Annotated in this window: 17 protein-coding genes and 2 pseudogenes; 8 read left to right on the top strand and 11 right to left on the bottom strand. The window is 42.3% G+C overall.

The features are described 5' to 3' along the window. Positions 1–22: 22 nt before the first annotated feature. Positions 23–1,321 (bottom strand): Vi polysaccharide biosynthesis UDP-N-acetylglucosamine C-6 dehydrogenase TviB, encoded by a 1,299-nt coding sequence (tviB, locus tag AC0T5Z_RS00280; protein WP_435337484.1) that lies wholly within the window; start codon positions 1,319–1,321, stop codon positions 23–25. Positions 1,322–1,638: 317 nt separating this feature from the next. Between tviB and AC0T5Z_RS00275 the strand changes: the two genes are divergently transcribed. From AC0T5Z_RS00275 to AC0T5Z_RS00265, 3 genes are read left to right on the top strand one after another with little or no spacing between them, the layout of a single operon-like run. Further along, on the top strand, positions 1,639–2,742 hold the full coding sequence (locus AC0T5Z_RS00275) for a polysaccharide biosynthesis/export family protein (protein WP_435337483.1): 1,104 nt from the start codon (positions 1,639–1,641) through the stop codon (positions 2,740–2,742). Further along, on the top strand, positions 2,742–3,170 hold the full coding sequence (locus tag AC0T5Z_RS00270; protein ID WP_168525925.1) for a low molecular weight protein-tyrosine-phosphatase: 429 nt from the start codon (positions 2,742–2,744) through the stop codon (positions 3,168–3,170). Before AC0T5Z_RS00275 ends, AC0T5Z_RS00270 begins: the two co-directional genes overlap by 1 nt. Positions 3,171–3,223: 53 nt before the next feature. Further along, positions 3,224–5,410 (top strand): polysaccharide biosynthesis tyrosine autokinase, encoded by a 2,187-nt coding sequence (locus AC0T5Z_RS00265; protein WP_435337482.1) that lies wholly within the window; start codon positions 3,224–3,226, stop codon positions 5,408–5,410. Positions 5,411–5,730: 320 nt separating this feature from the next. On the opposite strand, the gene AC0T5Z_RS00260 is transcribed toward AC0T5Z_RS00265, so the two are convergent. The 3 genes and pseudogenes from AC0T5Z_RS00260 to AC0T5Z_RS00250 form a co-directional block, all read right to left on the bottom strand. After that, positions 5,731–6,822 carry a hypothetical protein gene (locus AC0T5Z_RS00260; RefSeq protein ID WP_096902598.1) on the bottom strand — a complete coding sequence of 364 codons (1,092 nt, stop codon included), beginning with the start codon at positions 6,820–6,822 and terminating at the stop codon, positions 5,731–5,733. Between the two features lie 67 nt (positions 6,823–6,889). Continuing rightward, the gene (locus tag AC0T5Z_RS00255) at positions 6,890–8,410 is read right to left on the bottom strand and encodes a hypothetical protein (protein WP_435337481.1); all 1,521 of its coding nucleotides are present in this window, start codon (positions 8,408–8,410) and stop codon (positions 6,890–6,892) included. Between the two features lie 337 nt (positions 8,411–8,747). Then, positions 8,748–9,170, bottom strand: a pseudogene (locus AC0T5Z_RS00250) (transposase); the annotation flags it as partial. Between AC0T5Z_RS00250 and AC0T5Z_RS00245 the strand changes: the two are divergent. Continuing rightward, a pseudogene (locus AC0T5Z_RS00245) lies at positions 9,164–9,442 on the top strand (IS30 family transposase); the annotation flags it as partial. The pseudogenes AC0T5Z_RS00250 and AC0T5Z_RS00245 overlap by 7 nt on opposite strands. 26 nt (positions 9,443–9,468) lie before the next feature. On the opposite strand, the gene AC0T5Z_RS00240 reads toward AC0T5Z_RS00245, so the two are convergent. Then, positions 9,469–10,113 carry an START domain-containing protein gene (locus tag AC0T5Z_RS00240; RefSeq protein WP_435337480.1) on the bottom strand — a complete coding sequence of 215 codons (645 nt, stop codon included), beginning with the start codon at positions 10,111–10,113 and terminating at the stop codon, positions 9,469–9,471. 132 nt (positions 10,114–10,245) lie between these two features. Further along, entirely contained in the window at positions 10,246–11,067 is an 822-nt protein-coding gene (gene dapB / locus AC0T5Z_RS00235; protein ID WP_435337479.1) for a 4-hydroxy-tetrahydrodipicolinate reductase, read from the bottom strand. 281 nt (positions 11,068–11,348) lie between these two features. Between dapB and AC0T5Z_RS00230 the strand changes: the two genes are divergently transcribed. Continuing rightward, complete coding sequence (locus tag AC0T5Z_RS00230; protein WP_435337478.1) at positions 11,349–11,633, top strand: hypothetical protein; 285 nt, start codon at positions 11,349–11,351, stop codon at positions 11,631–11,633. A gap of 95 nt (positions 11,634–11,728) precedes the next feature. On the opposite strand, the gene dnaJ is transcribed toward AC0T5Z_RS00230, so the two are convergent. The 4 genes from dnaJ to AC0T5Z_RS00210 all read right to left on the bottom strand — a co-directional run bounded on the left by dnaJ (position 11,729) and on the right by AC0T5Z_RS00210 (position 17,763). Then, complete coding sequence (gene dnaJ / locus AC0T5Z_RS00225; protein ID WP_096902363.1) at positions 11,729–12,844, bottom strand: molecular chaperone DnaJ; 1,116 nt, start codon at positions 12,842–12,844, stop codon at positions 11,729–11,731. Positions 12,845–12,972: 128 nt separating this feature from the next. Then, positions 12,973–13,350, bottom strand: a complete 378-nt coding sequence (locus tag AC0T5Z_RS00220; RefSeq protein WP_291334212.1) for a hypothetical protein — start codon at positions 13,348–13,350, stop codon at positions 12,973–12,975. A gap of 135 nt (positions 13,351–13,485) precedes the next feature. Next, positions 13,486–16,620 carry an efflux RND transporter permease subunit gene (locus AC0T5Z_RS00215; RefSeq protein WP_435337477.1) on the bottom strand — a complete coding sequence of 1,045 codons (3,135 nt, stop codon included), beginning with the start codon at positions 16,618–16,620 and terminating at the stop codon, positions 13,486–13,488. 3 nt (positions 16,621–16,623) lie between these two features. Next, entirely contained in the window at positions 16,624–17,763 is a 1,140-nt protein-coding gene (locus AC0T5Z_RS00210) for an efflux RND transporter periplasmic adaptor subunit (RefSeq protein WP_435337476.1), read from the bottom strand. A 147-nt stretch (positions 17,764–17,910) separates the two neighbouring features. Here AC0T5Z_RS00210 and AC0T5Z_RS00205 point away from each other — a divergent pair, with 147 nt between their 5' ends. From AC0T5Z_RS00205 to AC0T5Z_RS00195, 3 genes are all read left to right on the top strand, one after another. After that, a complete protein-coding gene (locus tag AC0T5Z_RS00205) occupies positions 17,911–18,525 on the top strand; it encodes a TetR/AcrR family transcriptional regulator (protein ID WP_435337475.1) in 615 nt (204 codons plus the stop codon). A gap of 210 nt (positions 18,526–18,735) precedes the next feature. Further along, positions 18,736–21,420, top strand: a complete 2,685-nt coding sequence (ppc, locus tag AC0T5Z_RS00200; RefSeq protein ID WP_435337474.1) for a phosphoenolpyruvate carboxylase — start codon at positions 18,736–18,738, stop codon at positions 21,418–21,420. A gap of 650 nt (positions 21,421–22,070) precedes the next feature. Further along, complete coding sequence (locus tag AC0T5Z_RS00195; RefSeq protein ID WP_096902368.1) at positions 22,071–23,369, top strand: solute carrier family 23 protein; 1,299 nt, start codon at positions 22,071–22,073, stop codon at positions 23,367–23,369. A 277-nt stretch (positions 23,370–23,646) separates the two neighbouring features. On the opposite strand, the gene AC0T5Z_RS00190 is transcribed toward AC0T5Z_RS00195, so the two are convergent. After that, positions 23,647–23,826 carry a hypothetical protein gene (locus AC0T5Z_RS00190; protein WP_004970356.1) on the bottom strand — a complete coding sequence of 60 codons (180 nt, stop codon included), beginning with the start codon at positions 23,824–23,826 and terminating at the stop codon, positions 23,647–23,649. Positions 23,827–24,059 lie beyond the last annotated feature (233 nt).

The raw sequence follows: 24,059 nt of genomic DNA, 5'->3' as shown, positions 1-24,059 counted from the left end.
TACAATCTATTTTGGGTGAATCTTATAAACGGAATACGGTAAAACCTTGTGCTGTCATTTCATCACGGTTAAACAGGCTTTTTACATCGGTCAATACAGGTTGTTCTGCTTTTACATAGGCACGCAACTGTTCAGGACTCAAAGTGCGAAACTCATGATGTCCCACAGCAACCACTAAACTGTCCACAGGGTGTTCAGCATCTACCTGAACCAAGTCAATTCCATATTCGTGTTTGACTTCTTCAGCATCTGCCCAAGGATCACACACGGCAACCTTAATGCCCCATTGATCGAACTCTTTAATCACATCTACAATTTTACTGTTACGAATATCTGGGCAGTTTTCTTTAAAAGTGATGCCCAAAATACCAACAGTGGCTTTGGTCACATCAATATTATTTTTCACCATTCTTTTAATGGTGGCACGTGCCACATAACGCGCCATATTGTCGTTAATACGACGACCTGCCAAAATTACTTGTGGATGATAACCAACTTCCTCTGCTTTATGGGTCAAATAGTACGGATCGACCCCAATACAGTGACCACCCACCAAACCTGGACGGAACGGTAAAAAATTCCACTTACTGCCTGCAGCTTCCAACACATCTAAAGTATCAATACCAATACGAGAGAAAATTACAGAAAGCTCATTCACCAAGGCAATATTTAAATCACGCTGAGTATTTTCAATAACTTTTGCTGCTTCCGCTACTTTAATACTCGATGCTTTATGTGTACCCGCAGTAATAATGCTGGCATAGACTTGATCTACAAGTGTTGCAATTTCAGGGGTACTACCACTGGTAATTTTTTTAATTTTAGTCAGCGTATTGACTTTATCACCAGGGTTAATGCGCTCTGGACTATAGCCTGCAAAAAAGTCCTGATTAAACTTTAAACCAGACACTTGTTCCAATACAGGAATACACACTTCCTCTGTAGCCCCTGGGTATACCGTAGACTCATACACCACCACATCTCCTTTATTTAACACCTTACCCAATGTTTCACTGGCTTTTCTTAAAGGAGTTAAATCAGGACGATTGACTGCATCTACAGGGGTTGGCACCGTCACAATAAAAAAGTTGCAGCTGCGTAAGTCATCTAAATTGGCTGAGTAACTTAAATGTGTAGCTTGTTTAAGTTCTTCTGGCGACACTTCTAAAGTATGATCTTGTCCACTTTGTAATTCTTGTATGCGTTTTTGTTGAATATCAAAACCCACCACTGGCATTTTTTTTCCGAATTCCACTGCCAAAGGTAAACCGACATAGCCTAAACCAATAACGGCAATTTTTAGTTCAGAGAGCTGTAGCATTTGAGCGCCTTTAAATTTATATCTGTATTTTATGAAGAATGAATCTTTCGGCAGGGATACTAGCAGAAATTTATGAAATTTCTATTATGATTTGTGCTCAAGTGACGTGAAAAAGATTGCAATGTATAATTTTTGTGAGTATTCACTTTTTCTATTTAGAATAACTTCATATTTTTTTAAGAATTCTCTTTTCTACTTTAAGATTCTGTCAAATATGCAAAATGGTTACAAATTGCTATGTACCTATTTTACAAGTTCGGTAAAATGACAGTAATTTACTCAAAACGATTTTAAAAAATTTAATAATGGGATCTCGCGTGCGACACTTTCAATTGGCTGTTTTATTGGCATGTGGCATTGCCACCACAGGGTGCGCTGTCACTTCTGGTTTACAAACCTATGACCTACCTCGTGAAGGGGTTTACACCACCGACTTGGGTACAGCGGTCAATGTCATTAAACTCACCCAAGACTCAATGCTAGCGGTGCAGCCTGCAGTTCACAATATTCAACAAGACTATGCACATTTATTTCATACACCACAGCGTCAATACACCTTAAGTTCAGGCGATATTTTATCTATTTATTTATGGGCATATCCTGAAATTACCCCGCCAACCAATACCATTAGTAACGAAAAAGCCGTTGAGTCAAATGGTTATCAAATTGACTCACAGGGTTATATTCAATTTCCGATTATCGGGCGTTATAAAGCCGCAGGTAAATCTTTAGCGCAAGTGAATCGTGAGTTGCGCGGTAAATTGGCACGTTATTTAAAAACCCCAGACGTGATTGTACGAGTCTTGTCTTACCAAGGGCAGCGATACTCGGTACAAGGCAATGTTATGAAAGGTGGGCAGTTCTATTTAAATGATCAACCTGTCAGTGTCTATACCGCTTTAGGTATGGCAGGCGGGGTCAATGCCCAACAAGGTGACAATGCCTCAATGACTTTAGTCCGCCAGGGGCGTACTTATCAACTCAATACGGTAGAGTTGGAAAAAGCGGGGCTGTCATTGCACAACTTACTCATTCAGCCGAATGACACCTTATATGTCAATAACCGTGAAAACCAAAAAATTTATGTAATGGGTGAATCGGGTAAAAACCAGTCCTTACCTATGCGTGATCAAGGCATGAGCTTAAGCGATGTATTGGGTGAAAGTCTGGGCTTAAACCCACTCTCTGCCAGCCGCAGTAAAATTTATGTGGTACGCAGTCAGCCCAATGCAGCACATACCGAAGTCTATCATATGGATTTAACCAGCATTGCCGACTTTGGCTTGGCCAATCAGTTTAAAATGCGCAGCAATGATATTGTCTATGTCGATGCATCAGGCTTGGCCCGCTGGCAACGTGTAGTTAACCAAATTATTCCATTCTCAAATGCTTTATATAACCTAGATCGTTTGGGGAACTAATGAAAATTAATCACATTTTGGTGGTGTGTATTGGCAATATTTGCCGTAGCCCCATGGCAGAATACTTTTTAAAACAGCAGTACCCACACTTACAGATTGAATCTGCAGGTATTTCAGGCTTGGTGGGTCATGCAGCCGATGACAAAGCCCGTTTATGTATGCAACGTCACGGCATTGACATGAGTCCACACGTGGCAAAAAAACTCAATGCAGACTTAATTAAAAAAGCCGATCTGATTTTGGTGATGAGCCAAAATCAACAAAAGCATGTGGAACAAACCTGGCCCTTTGCCAAAGGCAAAACCTTTAGATTGGGGCACTGGCAAAGTAAAAATGTGGCCGACCCCTATCAGCACGATCAGGCCGTATTTGATGAGACCTGCACGTTGATTCAAGCCTGCATTGCCGACTGGAAAAAATATATCTAATTTCTTGATATTCTAGCTTTTTTTAAAATTCTACTTTTTTTGATATTTAAACTATGAGCCAAACCGCCAACACCGAAGACACCATTGATTTAAAGGAATTATTTTTTTCCTTAATCGCACAATGGAAAATGATTACCCTTTGCGTTCTACTCAGTATTGTCTGCGCTTTACTGTATTTAAGAACTACGCCAGACACCTATGCAGTAGATGCCTTGGTACAGGTCGAAGACAGCAAAGGGGCCTCTGCAGCGTTATTGGGTGATCTGTCCAGCATGATTGAGCAGAAATCACCTGCACAAGCTGAAATTGAAATTTTAAAATCACGTTTGGTGTTGGGTAGCGTGATTGATCATCTGAATTTAGATATTCGCGTTTCAGGTACAGAAGACAGTTTTTGGAATCGTTTACTGGCCAAACATGAATATGACAGTGAATATTCAGCTCAATCGGTACTATTTAAAGACAATCAAAAAAGTTTTGATATTCGCCAGTTCGATATCCCGCAATATTTTCAAGATAAAAACTTAATTTTAAAATTTGCACAAGGCAAATACAGCCTAACCGATGCAGCAACCGAACAGGTGGTTTTTTCTGCACCTTTAAACCAAGTCAGTCAATTACAGTCTGAATTTGGGCTGTGGAAAGTCGCAATTTTTAGTCAAGATAGCTTTAACGCTGCCTATAACATCCAAAAGCAAAGCCTGCCTGCTGCCATGAAAAGCTTAACTGCCAACTATTCAGTAGCAGAAAGAGGTAAATTGACAGGTGTATTGGGACTAAATTACCAAGGACAAGACAAACAACACATTACCCAAGTACTGAATGCCATTTTAGCAGCGTATAGCCAACAAAATATTGAGCGTCGTAGCGCAGAAACAGCACAGACCTTAAAGTTTTTGGAAGACCAACTCCCAGAACTGAAACAACAATTAGATGTGGCAGAACGTGAATTTAACCGTTTCCGCCAACAATTTAATACAGTCGATGTGACCAAAGAATCTGAGTTGTATTTGACCCAAAGCATTACTTTAGAAACCCAAAAAGCACAGTTAGAGCAACAAGTGGCTGAAGCTGCGGCCAAGTACACCAACGAACACCCTGTGATGCAGCAAATGAATGCGCAACTGGGGGCAATTAACAAACGCATTGCAGAGTTAGACGGCACGCTCAAACGCTTGCCAGAATTACAACGCCAATATTTACAACTGTTCCGTGAAGTAGAAGTCAAACAACAGCTGTATACAGGCTTGCTTAACTCTTACCAACAACTGCGGATTGCTAAAGCAGGTGAAATTGGCAATGTGCGTATTGTAGATACTGCGGTAGAGCCGATTGAGCCAATTAAACCAAAGAAATTACAAATTCTGATTTTGTCAGTTTTCTTGGGTGGTTTTCTGGGCACATTATTGGCCTTACTGCGTAATATGTTGCGCTCAGGTATTAAAGACTCGAATCAAATTGAAAATGAACTGGATTTACCTGTTTATGCCACTGTGCCACATTCACCTGTGCAAGAAAGCCTTATTAAAATTCTGAAAAAGAAAAAGAATCTTCCTATTCTTGCGGTTAAAAATAGTGATGATGTTGCCATTGAAAGCCTGCGCAGCATGCGTACTGCCATTCACTTTGCCTTAAGCAGTGCCAAAAACAATATCATTATGATTTGTGGCCCTGCACCAGAGTTAGGTAAATCATTTATTTCGACTAACTTAGCCACCATTTTGGCGCAAAGTGATAAGCGCGTATTATTGATTGACGCTGACTTACGTCGTGGTTATATGCATAAATACTTTAATTACGACCCAAAGCCTGGCTTAACCGAATACCTAAATGGTCAGCAAGAGTTAGGCAGTATTGTGCGTAGTACTGAAGTTGAAAATTTAAGCTTCATCAGTCGTGGTAAAAGCCCTGCCAATCCGTCAGAGTTGTTAAGTACGCAAAAATTTGCAGATATGCTCACGCACTTGTCGAGCCAATTTGACCATATTCTGATTGATACCCCGCCAGTCCTTGCGGTTACCGATGGGATTATTATTTCACAATATACGGGTGTGAATTTGGTAGTGGCACGTTATGCCAAGACGCAAATGAAAGAGCTTGAACTGACAGTCAACCGCTTTGAACAAGCTGGCGTGAAAGTAACCGGCTTTATTTTAAATGATATTCAACGTGAAGCGGGCGGTTATGGCTATGGCTATAACTATGCTTATGCCTATAAAGCCAATAAGGATGATGATTAATCTGAAGTGATCGGTGGGCTGAAATCAGCCCACCACCGCAATACTCACCTATTGTAAATAATTTTCTTTTGAAATTTACAACACTACTCAACAACTCACATTGCAAAAATCCACTCAAAAACCTATCTTGGTTACATGGTTGCATATTCTTATACAAATGGACACCAAATGAGTTTTACTATGATCAGCTACCCCAACAAAACAAGGTAGCTTAACTAGAGCGGAATATCACTTATAAATACGCTTTTAGTTGTTCAAACAAGTGGGACCACCTCTGTTTAAAATCAGGCTGGCTATAACCCCCTATCAATAAAGGCAGTTTAGAAACCGTGTAGGGTGATCCCCACTGAGGCTAAACCGTACTTTTTATCTAAACGAGAAGCCGTGACACCATTATATAAGAAAGGGACATAACCGATTAAATTATGCTGATACATTTCACCCTTAATAAAGCCTCTGACTTGAGGACTAAAATCATAGTTTAATTTAAGTCCTACACTATGGTTATCTTTAATGGGTGCAGCACCGAAATTACTAATCCGGTCATCAATGTCTTTACGCCATAAGCGTTGATACTGATAGGCCAATTGACTTTCAAAATTACGATAACGCCAATTCCAAGAACCACCAAATCCTGCATAAAAAGCGTCATAATTCAGATCTTTTTGAATATCGATCCCAAGCTCATTGGCATCACCGGCTATATTCAACTCTTTAACAATTAAATCATCAATTCTACAGGGTTGACTGAGCTGACCAGTATATTGATTATTAGACTGAATTTGGAGATCCATGAGGCAGCCATCTTTCTGCCCTTGGATATTTAATTGATCTACTTTCACCTTACTATAACCAAGGGTCGTAAATAAATTAACCATATTCATATGATCGATTTTACGGCTAAAAATACTGTCTAGTTGTAATTGCCAATCTTGAGCATCTTGAACCGTAATTTGTTCTAAAGTACGATTTTGGATCTGCGTAGGGGTGGATTTTTTGATTTCATCAGAAAAATTGCCCCAAGTACTCAGACGGAATATCACGGTATCATTTTTATTTAGATTAAAGTCAGGTGTGTAACGCACCGCAAGGAGAGGGCTGGAAATAGTATTGGTATCTTGCGCATAATCAATTTCCCGATATTGATAACTGGCTTCTAGGCCCCAGGTTGGAGAGAATTTATGCATAAGATGTACATGCGCACCGATATAATCTCCGGCTCCTTCTGAGACACCTTCAGTTTCTCGAATATTAAAGACATCAATCGTATCATTTACTGCATCTATACCGATACTGAGTGCAGTATCAGTTTGAGTAAAGCTATTGGCTTGCAAATATAGATCATTTGGTGCAGCCCAAGCGGTAAGAGAAGACAGTAGGCCTAATCCCAGCGTTGTAAAAGCATATTTCATGTATTTAATCACTTTAGAATATTCAATAATTAAAGCCAGCAAAAACGCTGGCTTTAATTGATTCAGATTAGTTAAGTTTAAAGTGACCTGTTAATGCGAAACCATTTAAACTAGTATTAGCAACAGTAACGGAGCCACTGTTTAAGCCTAATTCAGGATCAATCACATACATACGTGGTGCAACAACTGTTGTAACAGTGATTTTATCCTCTGCACGTAACAGATTGAAGTACTGATTATAGTAAGTAGCTAAAGTACTGTTTTGTTGAACCATGTCATATAAAGAAATTGAACCATTTGAAGCAATTGAGATGTCTGAAGCTGCTTCAAATGTTCCATTTGTAATACTACCTAATGATGAAGCAATTTTAAAAGTTGCGCCTGCTGGGATGGTTGCTGATTGAATTGAACCATCTGTATTAAAGACAATATTCAATTTGTCTAGGTATACATCTAAGGTTTCTTCTAATGCATTACGATTGGCAACTACTTTAAAGCCAACCTCAGCGCTTTCATTTACATTGGTCGTGGTATTCGCCATTGCAAAAGTGATACGGGCAGTATTATTAATATCAGTACGGTTTACGAGTAACGGTGCTGCTGCGGTAGAGTTTTTAATTTGTTCCAAAGAATAAGAAGCAAGAGAGAAACTATTGATAAGAGGAGTTTTGACGATATCCTGGATTTGTTCAAGTAACCCCTCATTATTTTCAATCGCATTCACTAGGTCGTTCGCACTTTCCCCTGTTGTAAGCACCGTAGCTACTAGATCAGAAAGAGTTTGAATATTACCTTGTACTTGAACAGCCAATTGCTCAGGAACTTGGATCTCTGCTCCTTTTTCTTCTAACTTTTCATTTGCTGTGTTCACAGCCGCTTCTAAAACAGCACTGAGTTGAGTCGGTGAGATCGTACCTGTTGAATCAAACAATGGTTGATTTGGGGTTTTTAGTGTTTCAATTACTGCATTTATAGCTAAAGCGGTTGCTTCTTCAAGGCTCAGGGCAGCATTGCCTTCACTATTTGGAAGTGCTTGTAAACTATCTTCAATTTGCGTGATTAACTGTTGCAATACGAAGATAGACGCCATTTCTTGAGCAGTACCAGAAGAAACGGGATCAAAGGTAGAAAGATTAGAAGCATTGATATTTGTAATACCTAAATTTGCTAGGATTGTATTTAATTCTTGAGCTGAACTTACATAATATTCAAGAGTGGTAAGTGGACTTGCGACTAGAACTGTCGAAGAGCCAAGATCTTGTAATTTAGTTTTTTTGACTTTAAGTGTTCCCGTAAATGGTAGTCCAGTTACAAGGTCTGTTCCACCAGTAACTGTAAGAGCAGATTCATTACATGCCTGAGTAGTAGTGTAATTGAATTTACCGTCAGCATCAGTTTCAGCGGTTACTCCATCACAGTCGTCAAATGATACCGTGGCTCCACCCACATAAAAGTCAACGGCTACACCTTGTACACTCTTTGGAGTGAATGGAGTAGAACCGCCACCACTACTGCTTCCCCCACACGCACTCAGGAGTAAAGAAGTTGCAGCCGCAAGCGCTGTAAGTTTAATTGAATGCTTTAACATAATTTGCCTCGGAAAGTAAGTTTCTAGTTTTGTTGCGTTGTAAAAATAGTACGAATGTTAAATGAAAATGTATAATAAGCGAATGACTAAAACATTAGTTATGCTAAAAATTATAAAGATAATTGAGTAAAAGTAACTCGTTTTTGTCTATTCAATATGTAACGATGTATTTAGTTTGTATGATTGATTTTCCCTTTTCTAAAATACCTTGAGCCCAGTCAGCGTAATAATTTATATCTTCTATTTCTACCTTTTTTGAAGGATGATTAATTGTAGAGAGGCAGTCCCACTTGTTTGAACAACTAAAAGCGTATTTATAAGTGATATTCCGCTCTAGTTAAGCCACCTTGTTTTGTTGGGGTAGCTGATCATAGTAAAACTCATTGAGTGTCATTTTGGCTATACTCGAATGAGGTCGTTTCAAATTATAAAACTCAAAATATGCACTCAATTGCTTTTTCGCATCTGTGACACTGCTATAAGCTTTGAGATACACCTCTTCATATTTAACGCTCCGCCATAATCGTTCAACCATCACATTATCTACCCATCGACCTTTACCATCCATACTGATTTGAATGCCATTTGATTTCAATACATCAATAAATGCATCACTGGTGAACTGACTGCCTTGGTCTGTATTAAAGACTTCAGGACAACCATATTTCACAATTGCTTCTTGCAACACATCTATGCAAAAGTCTGTTTCCATACTAATCGATACCCTATGCGCAAGTACCTTGCGGCTATGCCAATCAAGGCAAAGAATTTTCCGAACACAAAAGAATTACTGATGCTGGCATAGAGACGTATTTTGCTGATCCTTACAAGTCTATTCAGCGAGCTAGAAATGAAAATACGAATGATTTAATCCGTCAATATCTGCCAAAATCATCATCGTTTGATGACGTGTCAAACGAACAAATAGAGCAGATAGAATTTGCACTCAACCATTATCCTAGAAAAACACTAGGTTGGTATACACCGAGTGAAGTTATGGCTGGTTTTTATACTGTTGCACTTGCCGCTTGAATCCGCCCTTTAATTAACTCAACCATTTAACGCAAAATTTCAGGCAACGCCTTATAACTACCGCTTTTGCTTAATTCAATTTTCATTTTTTGCAGCATTTGATACGGTTGCTGCTGCACAAACATATTCACAAAGCTTAAAGGAATCGAGCCTTCAGGGTTGGCATAGCCATAGGTACTGACTTTGACTTTGTGATTGCCCAGTTTCTGAAAGGTCCAGTCGCCTTCGTAGTCCTGAATACGCACATAATCAGGGTTCAAGGGATAGCCCCCCTCAATGGCTTTATTTTGAATACTAATCATTCCTTGCGCATCTTTACTCATTTTGCCTTTGACCACCAAATCACGATCTTTTAGCGGAAAAGGAAAATCGAGCACCATATATAGCAAGAACTCACCTTTTTGGTCATCGCGTGACAAGACTTTCACGCTGCCTACATAAGGCACCCATTTCCCTGCATGATCAACATCTAAAATTAAGGCAGCGGCTTTTTCTAAAGGTACATTGAAGGTGGTTTCGGCCTTATACAAAAACACAGGGCTAGACTGCTGTTGAAAGGTCCAGACTTTAATATTGTTTTTATGTATGCTCAGTTTGGCATGTTCAATATTTTGTGCAGAGGCCGCACAAATACAGGTACTTAACCCAAGCATCAGCAGAGATTTTTTCATTTTATTTTGCATCTTATTTTAGTTTTAGATCGGGTCTGATACGTCATCATCCATGACATCAGACCCTAGTTTTAGCGGCAGATTGAAAATTGTTCAAGTCATTTTTATCTATTTCGGATTCCTGCGCAGGTTTTAAACCTGAATATCGTTAAATCCAAGGACATCTTTCATATCGTATTTACGCGCTTCGCGTCCCACCACCCACGCTGCAGCACGCACGGCACCTGCAGCAAAGTTCATGCGATTGGTGGCTTTGTGGGTAATTTCCACACGCTCGCCATCGGCAATAAACATCGCAGTATGTTCACCCACAATGTCGCCACCACGAATGGTTTGGAAACCGATGCTTTTACGTTCACGTGGCCCTGTGTGTCCTTCACGGCAGTAAACGCCATCGTGTTTTAAATCACGACCTAAGGTTGCTGCAATGGCCTCGCCCATCATTAATGCCGTGCCTGATGGTGCATCGACTTTATGACGATGATGCGCTTCAATCACTTCAATATCTACACTATCACCAAAGACTTTGGCTGCCAATTCCAGCAGTTTAATAGATACGTTTACACCAACTGAATAGTTGGCGGCATACACCACTGGCGTCTGTTGAGCCGATTCTTCTAAGAATGCTTTTTGTTCATCATTCATGCCTGTGGTGCCAATCACAATCGCCACGCCTGCTTCACGACAAAGCTTTAAGTGTTGTGCTGTGGCGGCTGGTGCGGTAAAGTCGATTACGACATCACAGTCAGCTAATACTTGTTCTAGGCTGCCCACGACTTTCACACCCAATGTGCCAACGCCTGCCAACTCCCCTGCATCTGCCCCCAAGAGGCTGCTTTCTGGGCGTTCGACTGCGGCTGCCAATTGGTAGCCTGCTTCTTGAACGGCTTGAATTAAGATGCGTCCCATACGGCCGCCTGCGCCTAATACACCAATGCGTGGAGTTGCTGACATAGCATATTCCTAAAATAGATTCTCAATTGTGCTTACTATAGCAAAACTCGCTGCCTAGACTAAGTTTGTCAGCCAAGTTTATGGGTTTATTTTTATCGGAAAGCAACTGTGACAGTATGCTAAAGGTCACTTTACATACCTCAGGTAAACTTTTAACGAAGCGATGCTAAAAATTTATCTGGAAATACTCATTTTTTATTTTATTTCACAAATTTGCAAACTTGTATGCGCAGACTAGCCTGCACGAATGAAAACAACTGCACAAATTAAAGGGGATTTACATGCATTCGAAGAACATGGTATTGGCATTATTGTTAGGTATGAGTACAGCATCCGTATTTGCAGAGCCTGCACTTCAAGAAGGTGATACGTTAGAAAGCCTGTCTAAAGTCCGTATTAGCGTGACACTACAAGAACCGCTTGCTGTTGAAGTTGATACACCTGAACTAGAACAAGAAGCAGCAGAACATGTGGTTGTTGCAACCGCTCAATCACAAACTGCCGTTGAAACAGCAACGACTGAAATGGTTGATGTTTTAGAGATTGATGTACCTGAAGTCGAATAAGCGTACAGCAGATACAACAAAGGCGATCCTTCAGATCGCCTTTATTTTTTGAATTTAGATCAGGTTGTGCTTCGACATACCTAATCTAAGTTTCCTTAATCAAACAAACGATCAAAGAAAGACTTCTTCTTTGGTGATGACTGACTACCCTCACCTTCCATCGTCGTCTGTAATTCTTTTAACAATTCACGCTGACGTGCGGTTAGATTCACAGGTGTTTCCACCACAATACGGCAGAGTAAATCGCCCTGCATACTGCTACGCACAGGTTTTACCCCTTTACCACGCAAACGGAACAATTTACCCGTCTGTGTTCCCTCAGGTACTTTCAGGCTCACGCGACCATCTAGGGTCGGAATTTCAATTTCCTTACCTAAAGCAGCATCGGCAATGTTGATAGGTACATCCATATATAGATCGGCACCATCACGCTGGAAGATTTCGTGCTCGCGCACCACCACTTCTACGTATAAATCACCCGATTGACCATCCCGAATCGCTTCACCTTTGCCCGTTAAGCGTACGCGGTCGCCATTGTCCACCCCTGCAGGAATAGTCACTTCAAGAGTTTGTTGACGGTCTGACACCCCCGAACCATGACATTTTTTACATGGATTCTTGATGATTTTGCCCTGACCACGACAAGTGCTACAGGTTTGCTGTACCGAGAAGAAACCTTGCTGCATGCGTACTTGACCCGCACCATGACAGGTTGGACAGGTTTCAACATCATTTGGATTTTCTGAGCCTTTACCATCACAAGCATCACAAGGCGCAGGTGCTGTAAAGGTGATGGTTTTCTTGACGCCTTTTACTGCTTCTTCAAGCGTGAGTTCCAGCACATAGCGTAAGTCTGAACCACGACGTGCACGTTGCTGACCACGACCACCGCCACCGAATGCACCACCGAAAATATCACCGAACTGGCTAAAGATGTCTTCTGCACTAAAACCACCACTAAAGCCACCGCCGCCGCCCATACCGCCTTCAAAGGCATTGTGCCCCATGCGGTCATACATGCTGCGTTTTTCGGCATCCGATAAAACTTCATAAGCTTCCGCAGCTTCTTTAAATTTCTCTTCAGCTTCTGTGTTGTCTGGGTTACGGTCCGGATGATATTTCATCGCCAACTTACGGTAGGCTTTTTTTATTTCATCATCACTAGCTGTTTTGGCGACACCCAAAACCTCATAATAATCACGTTTAGCCATGTCTGGCGATGCTCCTCACGGAATTCTAATTAAAACTGAACTGATGTATAAAATGGGGGTAAAACTGGGTTTTACAAGGGAAGACTGCTAAAAATTTTAGCTGCATGCTGAATACAAGCGAAAAGCCCTTAGAATACGGCTTTATTTTTCAAAAATTTGGATAGCCCTTTAATCCAAGCATTGATTAAAAACAAGAAGGCAATCACGGCAAAGACTACACCTGCCACGGTGCAAGCTTTGACCCATAAAAAGGCATCCCAAGGAAAGAAGACCAATGGAATAAACCACAGTGCAGCAAACAGTGCCAATACTGTATAAATCAACACATTGCGCATGACCCATAAGGCCTGCGCCTGTAACCAGACTTCGGTGCTATCGACCACAATCACTTTACGGGCATACCAATATGCCAACGCGCCACTCACCACAGTAAATAAAGCAAAAAACATAAACACGTAAGAGATCGCAATGGAACGGCGAAACTTTAACAAGTTATCTTGCTTCATAATGTGATTTAACCCCATCTGTGCCATACTTTATTTTTTAATCTGGCGCATGCTGTAACGTATGCAAAGGCTGAAAAATATAAGGTGCTACTATATTGAAATTTTCCAAGTTTCGCACCCGTTATTATGTCACTTTTACAGATTATGTGGATTTTTTTTCACTTTAAACCACTGGGCGTATAACGCTGGTAAAAAGAACAAAGTTAATAAGGTCGCGACAATTAATCCGCCCATAATCGCCACAGCCATCGGGCCAAAGAAAATACTGCGAGAAAGTGGAATCATGGCCAAAACAGCCGCTAATGCTGTGAGTACAATTGGACGACAACGGCGTACCGTGGCGTTAATAATCGCATCCCACTGCGACTCTCCTGCCCGAATATCCTGCTCAATCTGATCAATTAAAATCAGGGAATTGCGCATGATCATACCTGATAAGGCAATCGTGCCGAGCATGGCCACAAAACCAAAGGGTTTGTTAAACAGCAACAAGAACAATACCACACCAATAATGCCGAGCGGTGCAGTCAAAAATACAATGAGCGCACGTGACAGGCTACGCAGCTGAATCATTAACAAGGTCATCACCACCGCAAGGAAAAATGGCATGCCTGCATTGACTGACTTTTGCCCACGTGCCGACTCTTCAACTGTACCGCCGACTTCAATTAAATAGCCACTTGGTAATTTTTCACGCAAGGCTGCCATCGGTTCAGATAATTCTGCCACCACCGTTGCAGGTTGCAGATTGCTACGAATATCGCCACGTACGGTAATGGTCGGCAAGCGGTTACGATGCCAAATTAAACCCTCTTCAAAACGGTATTCAATGTGTGCAATTTGCGCCAACGGCACCGATGTTCCACGTGAAGTCGGCACAGCCAAACTGCTTAAAGATGCGACATCTAAGCGCTCAGTTTGATTGCCACGTAAACGGATTTCAATCAGTTCACGTTTTTCGCGATACTGGTTGATTGCCGCACCACTGATAGAGCTATTGAGGAAGTTAGCCAAATCTAGACTCGACACTCCCATTTGACGGGCACGGTCTTGATCAATCTGCAATTGAATGACTTTGCTCGGCTCGCCCCAATCTAAATGCACATTGGTACTGTTTGGATTGGCACTGATGGTGGCTGCGACTTGCTGCGCCCATTGTCGCACTTGCGCCAAGTCTTCGCCTGATACACGGAATTGCAATGGATAACCCACAGGCGGGCCATTTTCCAATAACGACACGCGAGTACGCACTTCTGGCAACAATAAACGGATTTGCTCCGATAAATTACGACGAATTTCATTGCGGTCTTCTAAGGAAGATGCCAACACCACAAATTGGGCAAAACTGGCTTGCGGCAATTGCTGATCTAAGGGTAAATAGAAACGCGGTGAACCTGTGCCAACATAGGCCACATAATTGTCGATACCTTGTTGTTGCGCCAAAAACTTTTCAACTTTTTTAACGGCTGCTTCTGTGGCTGTTAAGGATGCACCCTCTTCAAGTTTTAAATCGACTAAAATTTCTGCCCGATTGGAAGGCGGAAAGAATTGCTGCGGTACCAATTTAAACATCGCAATTGACAGTACAAATATAGCAACTGTGCTTGCAATGACGGTTTTACGATAGCGCACACAGGTATTGACCCAACCACGAAACACTTGATAAAAACGGGTTTGATATGGGTCGTGTAATTCACCTGCGTGCTGTAGCACAGGCTGCGGCTCAGCTTGTTTGCGTAAACGCGCCCAAAGACGTTGATACCACGGCGCTCGCTGTGCATGACGCTGAAAATCTGGCAATAATTTATCACCCAGATAAGGCACAAACAGCACGGCAGCAAACCATGACACCACCAAAGCAATGGTCACCACTTGGAAAATTGAACGGGTGTATTCCCCTGTACTTGAGGCTGCTGTGGCAATGGGTAAAAAACCTGCTGCGGTAATTAATGTCCCAGTTAGCATGGGAAAAGCAGTCGTTCGCCACGCATGGCCTGCCGCTTGCAAGCGGCTATAACCCTGCTCCATCTTAATTGCCATCATTTCAATGGCGATAATGGCATCATCCACCAACAATCCGAGCGCTAGAATAAGCGCACCGAGTGAAATTTTGTGCAGTCCGACATCAAACAAATGCATACCAGCAAACGTCATCGCCAAAACCAGTGGAATGGAAAATGCCACCACCAAGCCAGTACGAAAACCCAGTGAAAAGAAGCTGACCAAAAGCACGATAATCACCGCCTCAGCCAACACTTTCATAAATTCATTGACGCTGTGTTTTACCGCTACAGGTTGATCAGACACTTTTTGCAGTTGCATGCCTAAAGGCAAGGTTTTTTGCAAACGGGCAAATTCTGTTTCCAGATTTTCACCCAAAGCTAGAATATCCCCGCCTTTACGCATCGACACCGCAATGCCAATCCCGTTTTCGCCCATAAAGCGCATACGTGGTTGGGCAGGTTCGCTAAACCCACGATAGACCTCAGCAACATCGCCCAGTTGAATGGTGGTGTCATTCACCAACAGTGGCATTTGTTTCAGCTCATCAACACTGTGCAGTGCACCACTCACACGAACCTGAATACGGTCTGAATGGGTTTCAAAAAAACCTGCGCTTGCCATGCTGTTTTGTTGTTGTAAGGCTTGTTGAATCGCGCTAACAGGAATACCGAGTTGCGCGGCTTTGGTATTAGATAACTCAATCCAGATTTTTTGATCTTGCAAACCCACCAAATTGACTTTGGCCACATCTTTGACCCGCTGCAATTGTAGTTGCAAACGGTCGGCATATTCTTTGAGGGTGGCATAGTCATAGTCTGCGCCTGTCAGCACATAAATATTGCCAAAAGTGTCGCCAAATTCATCATTAAAAAATGGGCCTTGTACGCCTTGCGGCAGTTCATGGCGAATGTCATTGACCTTTTTACGCACTTTGTACCAAACATCTGGAATTTGGCTGGAACGCATGGAATCTTTGGCAATAAAAGTCACCATGGACTCGCCCGGACGCGAATAGGCCATGATACGTTCATAATCGCCCGTGCTCATCAATTCTTTTTCAATACGGTCCGTGACTTGTAAGGATACCTCTTTGGCACTCGCTCCTGGCCAATAGGTTTGAATCACCATCACTTTAAACGTAAACGGCGGATCTTCACTTTGTGCCAATTTAGAATAGGAAAAAAAGCCGACAATGCCCAACAACAGCATCAAGTAGACCACTAAACCTTTATTTTTTAACGCCCATTCGGATAAGTTAAAATTCATATTTTAACGCTCCGTCTGTGTAGCAGCAGGAGCTGCCTGAGCTGTTGGATTGACCGCCTGTACAGCTTGATTGTCACGGTTAATTGGGCGGATTTTTTGTCGATCACGCAGTAAATGTACCCCACCCATCACCACATAATCTTGCGCCTGCAAGCCACTGAGTACAGGCACGCTGTCCCGTCCATAAGCGCCCAAGGTAACAGGAGTTTGGCGAACGGTTGAATCGGCCTGCAAGACCAAAACAAAAGCTTGTTGCCCAGTTGCCGATACGCTAGATAAAGGCACATATAAACCCTGATTGGCTTGGCGAGTCAGAAATACCCGCGCACTTTGCCCCAATTGAATCTGTGCATTGCCTTCGCGTAAAGCCACTTTGACTTTAAAAGTACGTGACTGATCTGCCGCAGGGGAAATTTCTCGAACCGTACCAGTAAAACGGCTATCAGGTTGTGACCATAAACTGACCGTTGCCTCTTGCCCGACCCGAATTTCAGCCACTGCTTGTTCAGGCACACCAATCACGACTTCACGTTCTCCATCAATCGCCAATTGATAAGCGACCTGCCCTGCCGCTAAAACCTGCCCAACTTCAATATTGCGTTCAGTAATCACGCCATTTTTTGTGGCACGTAACTGGTTATAATCGGTTTGATTACTGCTAACCGCATAATTGGACTGCGCCTGTTTCAACTGCGCCATGGCATGTTGATACTGGTTTTTGACTGCATCATATTGCGAGCGGCTGACTGCGTTCATGGGTAACAATTGCTGAAAACGCTGCAATTCATCACTGGCAATTTTTGCAGCAGATTGTGCACTTTCCAGTTGCGCACGCGCGGCATTGAGCTGCAATGCTGCATCTTGCACATCCAGTGTTGCTAAGACTTGCCCAACTCTGACCCGATCTCCGACATCGGCAAAACGCTGTGTAACTTGCCCTGCAACCCGAAATGCCAAAGCGGTTTGCAGACGTGCTTGCACCTCGCCTGCATAGCTTTTTTGCTCAAGATGTAAACTGCTGGGCTGAGTCACCATCACCAAAGGGACTTCCTGTTCAACCTCGGTGTTTTGCTTGCTGCATCCCATTAGGGTGATACAGCACAACAGCATCAGGCTGCCAATGAGATTCTGAGTCGTGTTCATCTAGCGTGCTCTTATTTAAACGTTTTTATTAGGGCAGAATACGCAGTATATTAAATTGATTATTTTTTAATTAATATACCACTAGGTACATTAATTAAAACTGAAGCGTCATTTTCCAGTTGTACTGATGCAAATTAGGAGGAGCGTGTGCAGATTCATGTCGGACGACCCAAAGATTTAGAAAAACGCCAACGCATTTTAATGTCGGCAAAACACTTGTTTTTAAAGTTGGGCTTTCATGGTTCGAGTATGAATCAGATTGCACGTGAAGCAGGCGTGACCAAATTAACGGTGTATAATCATTTTCAAGACAAAGCTACCTTATTTTCCTGTGCCATTGAAGAAACCTGTGAAAGTCTGCTCAAAGCACAGCCTTTGGACTTGACTGCACATCGCAATTTTAAGCAGGCTTTATACCAAGCCTGTGAACTGTCCTTGAACTTGGCCAACATGCCTGAAGCGATTAAATTAGAACACTTGCTGATGGAACTGGCCTCGGAGCAAAATCCGTTGGCATTGCAGTTTTACAATGCCTCACATGCCAAACTTCGTGCGATGTGGGAAAGCTTCTTTCGCAAAGCAGCAGAACTAAAATTTATTCAGGCAGATGAACCTAAAATACAAACTGAATTGATCGTTTCTTTACTACATGGTTTACGTCACCATGAAGTTTTACTAGGTGTACGTGCCGTGCCTGATGCTGCACAATCTCAAAAGATTATTGAAGATGCAATGGGTATTTTTATGCTACGTTATGGCTGAACAGGCCAATAAAGGTTGATCTAAATCGGAATTTTTTTACCAAATCGCATGCCACACTGCCCTGTATTTCTCTGCGAAATACTGCCGCTTGGCACTATAACTTCAGATGCGCAAAATCCATGCAACTTTTGTAGATAGCCCGCTTGGATTGTATCTAAATCGGGGTATAGTCTTAACAGAGTAAAAAACACAGAACATGGAGAACAACGAATGATTCAACAAATTGATGCTCCTCTACGCGATGACGTACGCTTACTTGGCAACTTATTGGGTGAGACCCTCAAGTTACACGCAGGACAAGATTTGTTTAATCAGGTCGAACAAATTCGTGCTTTATCTAAAGGCGCGCGCGATGGACAAGCCGAAGCTGAAAAACAACTCGAACAACTGTTTTTAAGTCTGGAAGATGACGAGATCTTACCACTCACCCGTGCCTTTACCCACTTTTTGAACTTTGCCAACATCGCCGAGCAATATCATGTGGTGCGGAGTCGTCGCCAAAGTGAATTTGATGAACATGCTGTTTCTCCAAACCCACTCGATCACTTATTCCTCAAGTTTAAAGACAACCAAATTTCTGCAGAAACACTCTATCAACAAGTCTGCGAACTGAAAATTGAATTGGTTTTAACTGCACATCCGACTGAAGTCAGCCGTCGTACCCTCATTCAAAAATATGACGATATTAATGACTGCCTGTCTAAAATGGATCAACAAAAACTGACGCCACGTGAACGTCAGGCAGTTTTGGCAGATTTAAAACAGCTCATCAGCTCGGCTTGGCAAACCGATGAAATTCGCCAACATCGCCCAACTCCTGTCGATGAAGCCAAATGGGGCTTTACCACCATCGAACAAACCCTGTGGAATGCAGTGCCTAAATTCATGCGTGAGTTAGACAGCATTGTGCAGGAACATTGTGGGCAAAGTCTGCCGCTGAATATTGCGCCTGTGCGTTTCGCCTCTTGGATGGGCGGTGACCGTGATGGCAACCCCAATGTCACCCATAAAGTGACTCAAGAAGTGTTGTGGTTGTCGCGCTGGAAAGCAGCAGAACTGTATTTACGTGATATTGAAAACTTGCGTTGGGAACTTTCAATTCAGCAATGCAGCCCAGAATTGGCAGATGCTTTGGGACATTCCCATGTAGAGCCGTACCGTGAATATTTACGCGACACCCGTGAACGCCTAAAAGCCACCCGCAACTGGTTAGCAGCGAAATTACAAGGCAAAGATGCTGATGACAGTTTGGTGATTAAAAACAAAGACGAGTTGTTACAGCCTTTACTGCTGTGTTATCGCTCGCTGACGGCTTGCCAATTGTCAGACATTGCGAACGGCAAATTGCTGGATTTAATACATCGTGTGAATTGTTTTGGTATTGAATTGCTAAAACTGGATATTCGCCAAGAGTCAGGACGTCATCGCCAAGCCATTTCTGCCATTACCGAATATTTAGGTTTGGGCAATTTTGAAACTTGGACTGAACAAGCGCGTCAGAACTTCTTACTTCAAGAACTGCAAAGCAAACGTCCGTTATTGCCAAAATTCATGCAGGAACCTGCACAAAGCCTGATTCAACATCCCGATGTGCAAGAAGTGTTTGCTACCATGCGCACGTTGGCTGAGCAACCGCAGGAAAGCTTGGGCGCGTATATTATTTCCATGGCGGAATATCCAAGTGATGTGTTAGCGGTGTTATTGCTGCAAAAAGAAGCAGGCATTCAGCATCCTTTACGTGTGGTGCCGCTGTTTGAAACCCTGAAAGACTTGGATGGGGCTGCCCAGACCATGAATACCCTATTTAATATGCATTGGTACAAACAGCATATTCAGGGCAAACATGAGGTCATGATTGGCTACTCGGACTCCGCCAAAGATGCAGGGTTCATGTCGGCCAACTGGGCACAGTACCGCGCTCAGGAAGAACTGACTGCGGTAGCGCAGCAACATGCTGTGCAGCTAACCTTATTCCATGGTCGTGGTGGTTCCATTAGCCGTGGTGGCGCACCGACTCAACAAGCGCTGTTCTCACAGCCACCAGGTTCTATTTCAGGTGCAATTCGCGTTACCGAACAAGGCGAAATGATTCGTTTTAAATTTGGACTTGAAGGGGTTGCATTGCAAAATCTGGAAGTCTATACCGCTGCCACCTTAGAAGCGACGCTAATGCCACCACCTGTGCCAAAGGCAGAATGGCGCGAGGTCATGCATAACATGACCGAGCTTTCGGTACAGGTCTACCGTCAAACTGTGCGTGAAAATCCACATTTTGTGAAATATTTACGCACCGTTACGCCAGAACTAGAATTGCAGATGTTGCCGCTCGGTTCTCGTCCTGCAAAACGTAAAGTCAGCGGCGGAATTGAATCCTTACGTGCCATCCCGTGGGTATTTGCATGGACGCAAATCCGTTTGATGCTGCCTGCTTGGTTAGGTACAGGCGCAGCAATTAACCAAACAATCGATCAGGGACAAAAAGCCACTTTAGATGAAATGCTCAGCGATTGGCCTTACTTCCAGACTTTAATTGATATGTTAGAAATGGTGTTGTCTAAAGCCGACAGCAATATTGCATTGTATTATGAGTCACACCTGACCGATGACGAAGACTTGAAACAACTCGGTGAGCAACTGCGTCAACGCCTGCGTGATGCCGTAACAACGTTACTGACCCTCAAAGGTGAATCACAATTGCTCAGCAGCAATGATGTGCTAGATCAATCAATGCGGGTGCGTAAACCGTATTTATTGCCACTGCATTTGCTACAGGCAGAGTTGATGAAACGTCGTCGCCGGTATTTGGCAGAACAACATGCCGAACATACCCCTGTCGATCATGCCCTCATGGTAAGCATTGCAGGGATTGCAGCAGGCTTACGCAATACAGGTTAAGCCTCTACGAATAGTACAACAAGCAGAGTCATGTACTCTGCTTGTGGTTTATTCACTCACTTGGAAATGGCTTGGGCAGATTGCTGTTAAAAGGGTCACTAAAAAAATCATATAAACCATGAAAACTGGCATTTTTTATAATTTCTGTATTACCTTGTTTGAATTATGCTTATGATTAAATATCAGATAAAAAAAGATGAACATTGACTATTTTCTGGGTCAAATGACGGTACTCACAGATGTGTTTATCATTGGCTCCATGTTTTACAGGCTTATTGCTGTTTAAACGCATTATATCTTTGAGGGCACCCTTCCCTGCTGAGTGGTCTTTTACGGTGTTCTTTGCTGACCTTGCTCATTAATCATCCACTGTGCGCCCATTTTTTAGCTCTATACGTTGCGTGGCGAAAAACTAGCCTAAATTATGTGCAATTAAATTTATTCTTCGTCTACTTTCATCCCATTGATGCAGCAAAACATTCTTTAAATTTATAAATAAAATTACTTATTTATATTAAATGTAATTTTTAACAAATAGTAAAATTTAATTCTAAAAATAAGCAGCTGGTCAGTTTCTTCGCAAAATTTTTAAAAAATTTATGCAATACAAGGGTATGATGTGCTCAATTTAGCTTTTGAGTGCTCACTTTATGTCCAATTGGTTTCCCAAATGGCGCCCTTATGAAGGCAGCATTGATGCGCGTCCTGTAGGGACCAATGAGTATCTACCGCCTGCACAAACCGTTGTATTGGGGATACAACACGCGTTTGCCATGTTTGGTGCTACGGTACTTGCACCTTTCTTAATGGGCTTTGACCCGAACCTTGCCATTTTAATGTCAGGGATTTGTACCATCCTATTCTTTTTCATGACAGGTGGGCGCGTTCCAAGTTATTTAGGTTCGAGCTTTGCCTTTATTGGGGTAGTGATTGCTGCCACAGGCTATGCAGGTGCAGCAGGTGGTTTAAATGCCAATATTGGGGTCGCGGCAGGCGGGATTATTGCCTGCGGTATTTTATATGCCCTGATTGGCTTTTTGGTGATGGCCACAGGCACCCGTTGGATTGAAAAATTGATGCCACCTGTGGTGACAGGTGCAGTGGTGATGATCATTGGTTTAAACCTTGCCCCAGTCACGGTCAAAGCCGTTGCAGGCAATCCATTTAATATGTGGATGGCATTGGTAACTGTGCTGTGTATGGGCATGATTGCTGTATTTACCAAAGGTTTATTGCAACGTCTTTTACTGCTAATCGGCTTACTCATGTCATATCTGATCTATTTTATGGTCACCAATGTCATGGGTTGGGGTACGCCAATTAACTTCACACCAATTCAGCAAGCCGCGTGGTTTGGTGTTCCAGACTTTCACGCGCCTGTATTTGATGTGAATGCCATGCTAATTATCGCCCCAATTGCCTTCATTTTGGTGGCAGAGAACTTGGGACACATTAAAGCAGTCGGAGCAATGACAGGTGAAAACCTCGATCCACACATTGGTAAAGCCTTTGTCGCAGATGGTGTTGCCACAACACTCGCAGGTGGTGTCGGTGCACCAGGTATGACCACTTATGGTGAAAATATTGGAGTGATGGCTGTTACCCGCGTGTATTCCACGATTATTTTTGTGGTGGCGGGGGTCTTTGCAATTTTCCTTGGGCTTTCACCCAAATTTGGCGCGATTATTCACACCATACCTACCGCTATTTTAACAGGTGCTTCAATTGTGGTCTTTGGTTTGATTACCATTGCTGGCGCGAAAATCTGGATTGAAAACAAGGTCGATTTTTCTAAAAACAAAAATCTGATGGTGGCTGCCGTGACCATTATTTTAGGAACGGGTGACTTTGCGCTGCAATTGGGCAGCTTTAATTTGGGTGGGATTGGTACAGCAACCTTTGCGGCCTTGTTCCTAAACTGGTTCTTTAGTTTGCGCGATCCATCCTAATCAGAACCTGCTGTCATCTGCTGAAACCTAAGCAGCTGCCGAAGCAATGCAAAAAGACCGAACAATGATTGTTCGGTCTTTTTTTACTTCAAACGGTCTGTCTAGAATAAACCGTTTTTAAGAGATCATGCTTTTGCTGTGGCTTATTTCTGTTTTTTAAGCTCTTGCTTAAGTTGCTTCAATTTACCTTTATGTTTTGAAATTTTTTTCAAACGTGCTTTGATTTTTTGCTTCAAAGATTTAACTTGCTTAGCCATGGTATTACTCCTTAGTAAGGCTATTCGTTACCATTGTGTTGTTTCACAAAACTACGAATAAATTTTCTTAATTCACGAGCAGCACTAGTATCAAGTTCTTCACATAAACGAATAAATTCATCACGTTCAGTACTATTAATACGAATTAAAAGTTGTCCATCTTTCTTGCCTGTCTTTATTTTTTTGATTTGCTCGTTCAATGCTGATCTCCAAAATAAAGACTGCTTTGCAAAAGATGTATATACAATATATATACTTTTTAAAATAAATCAAACTTACATCGTTAAAAAATGTAATAAATTCATATTCTTTTTTTTACCAAAACTTTATGAAAAGCTGGCAAAGTCAAGACAGGCAAGGCTTTGCGCTTAAAGCTGCTAGCAGAAAAAATAAGTAAATTATTTTTAAAAATGATGCTTTAAACACCATGATG

Source organism: Acinetobacter pengchengensis (assembly GCF_982235305.1).
This window is presented reverse-complemented; position numbering and strand designations above follow the sequence as displayed.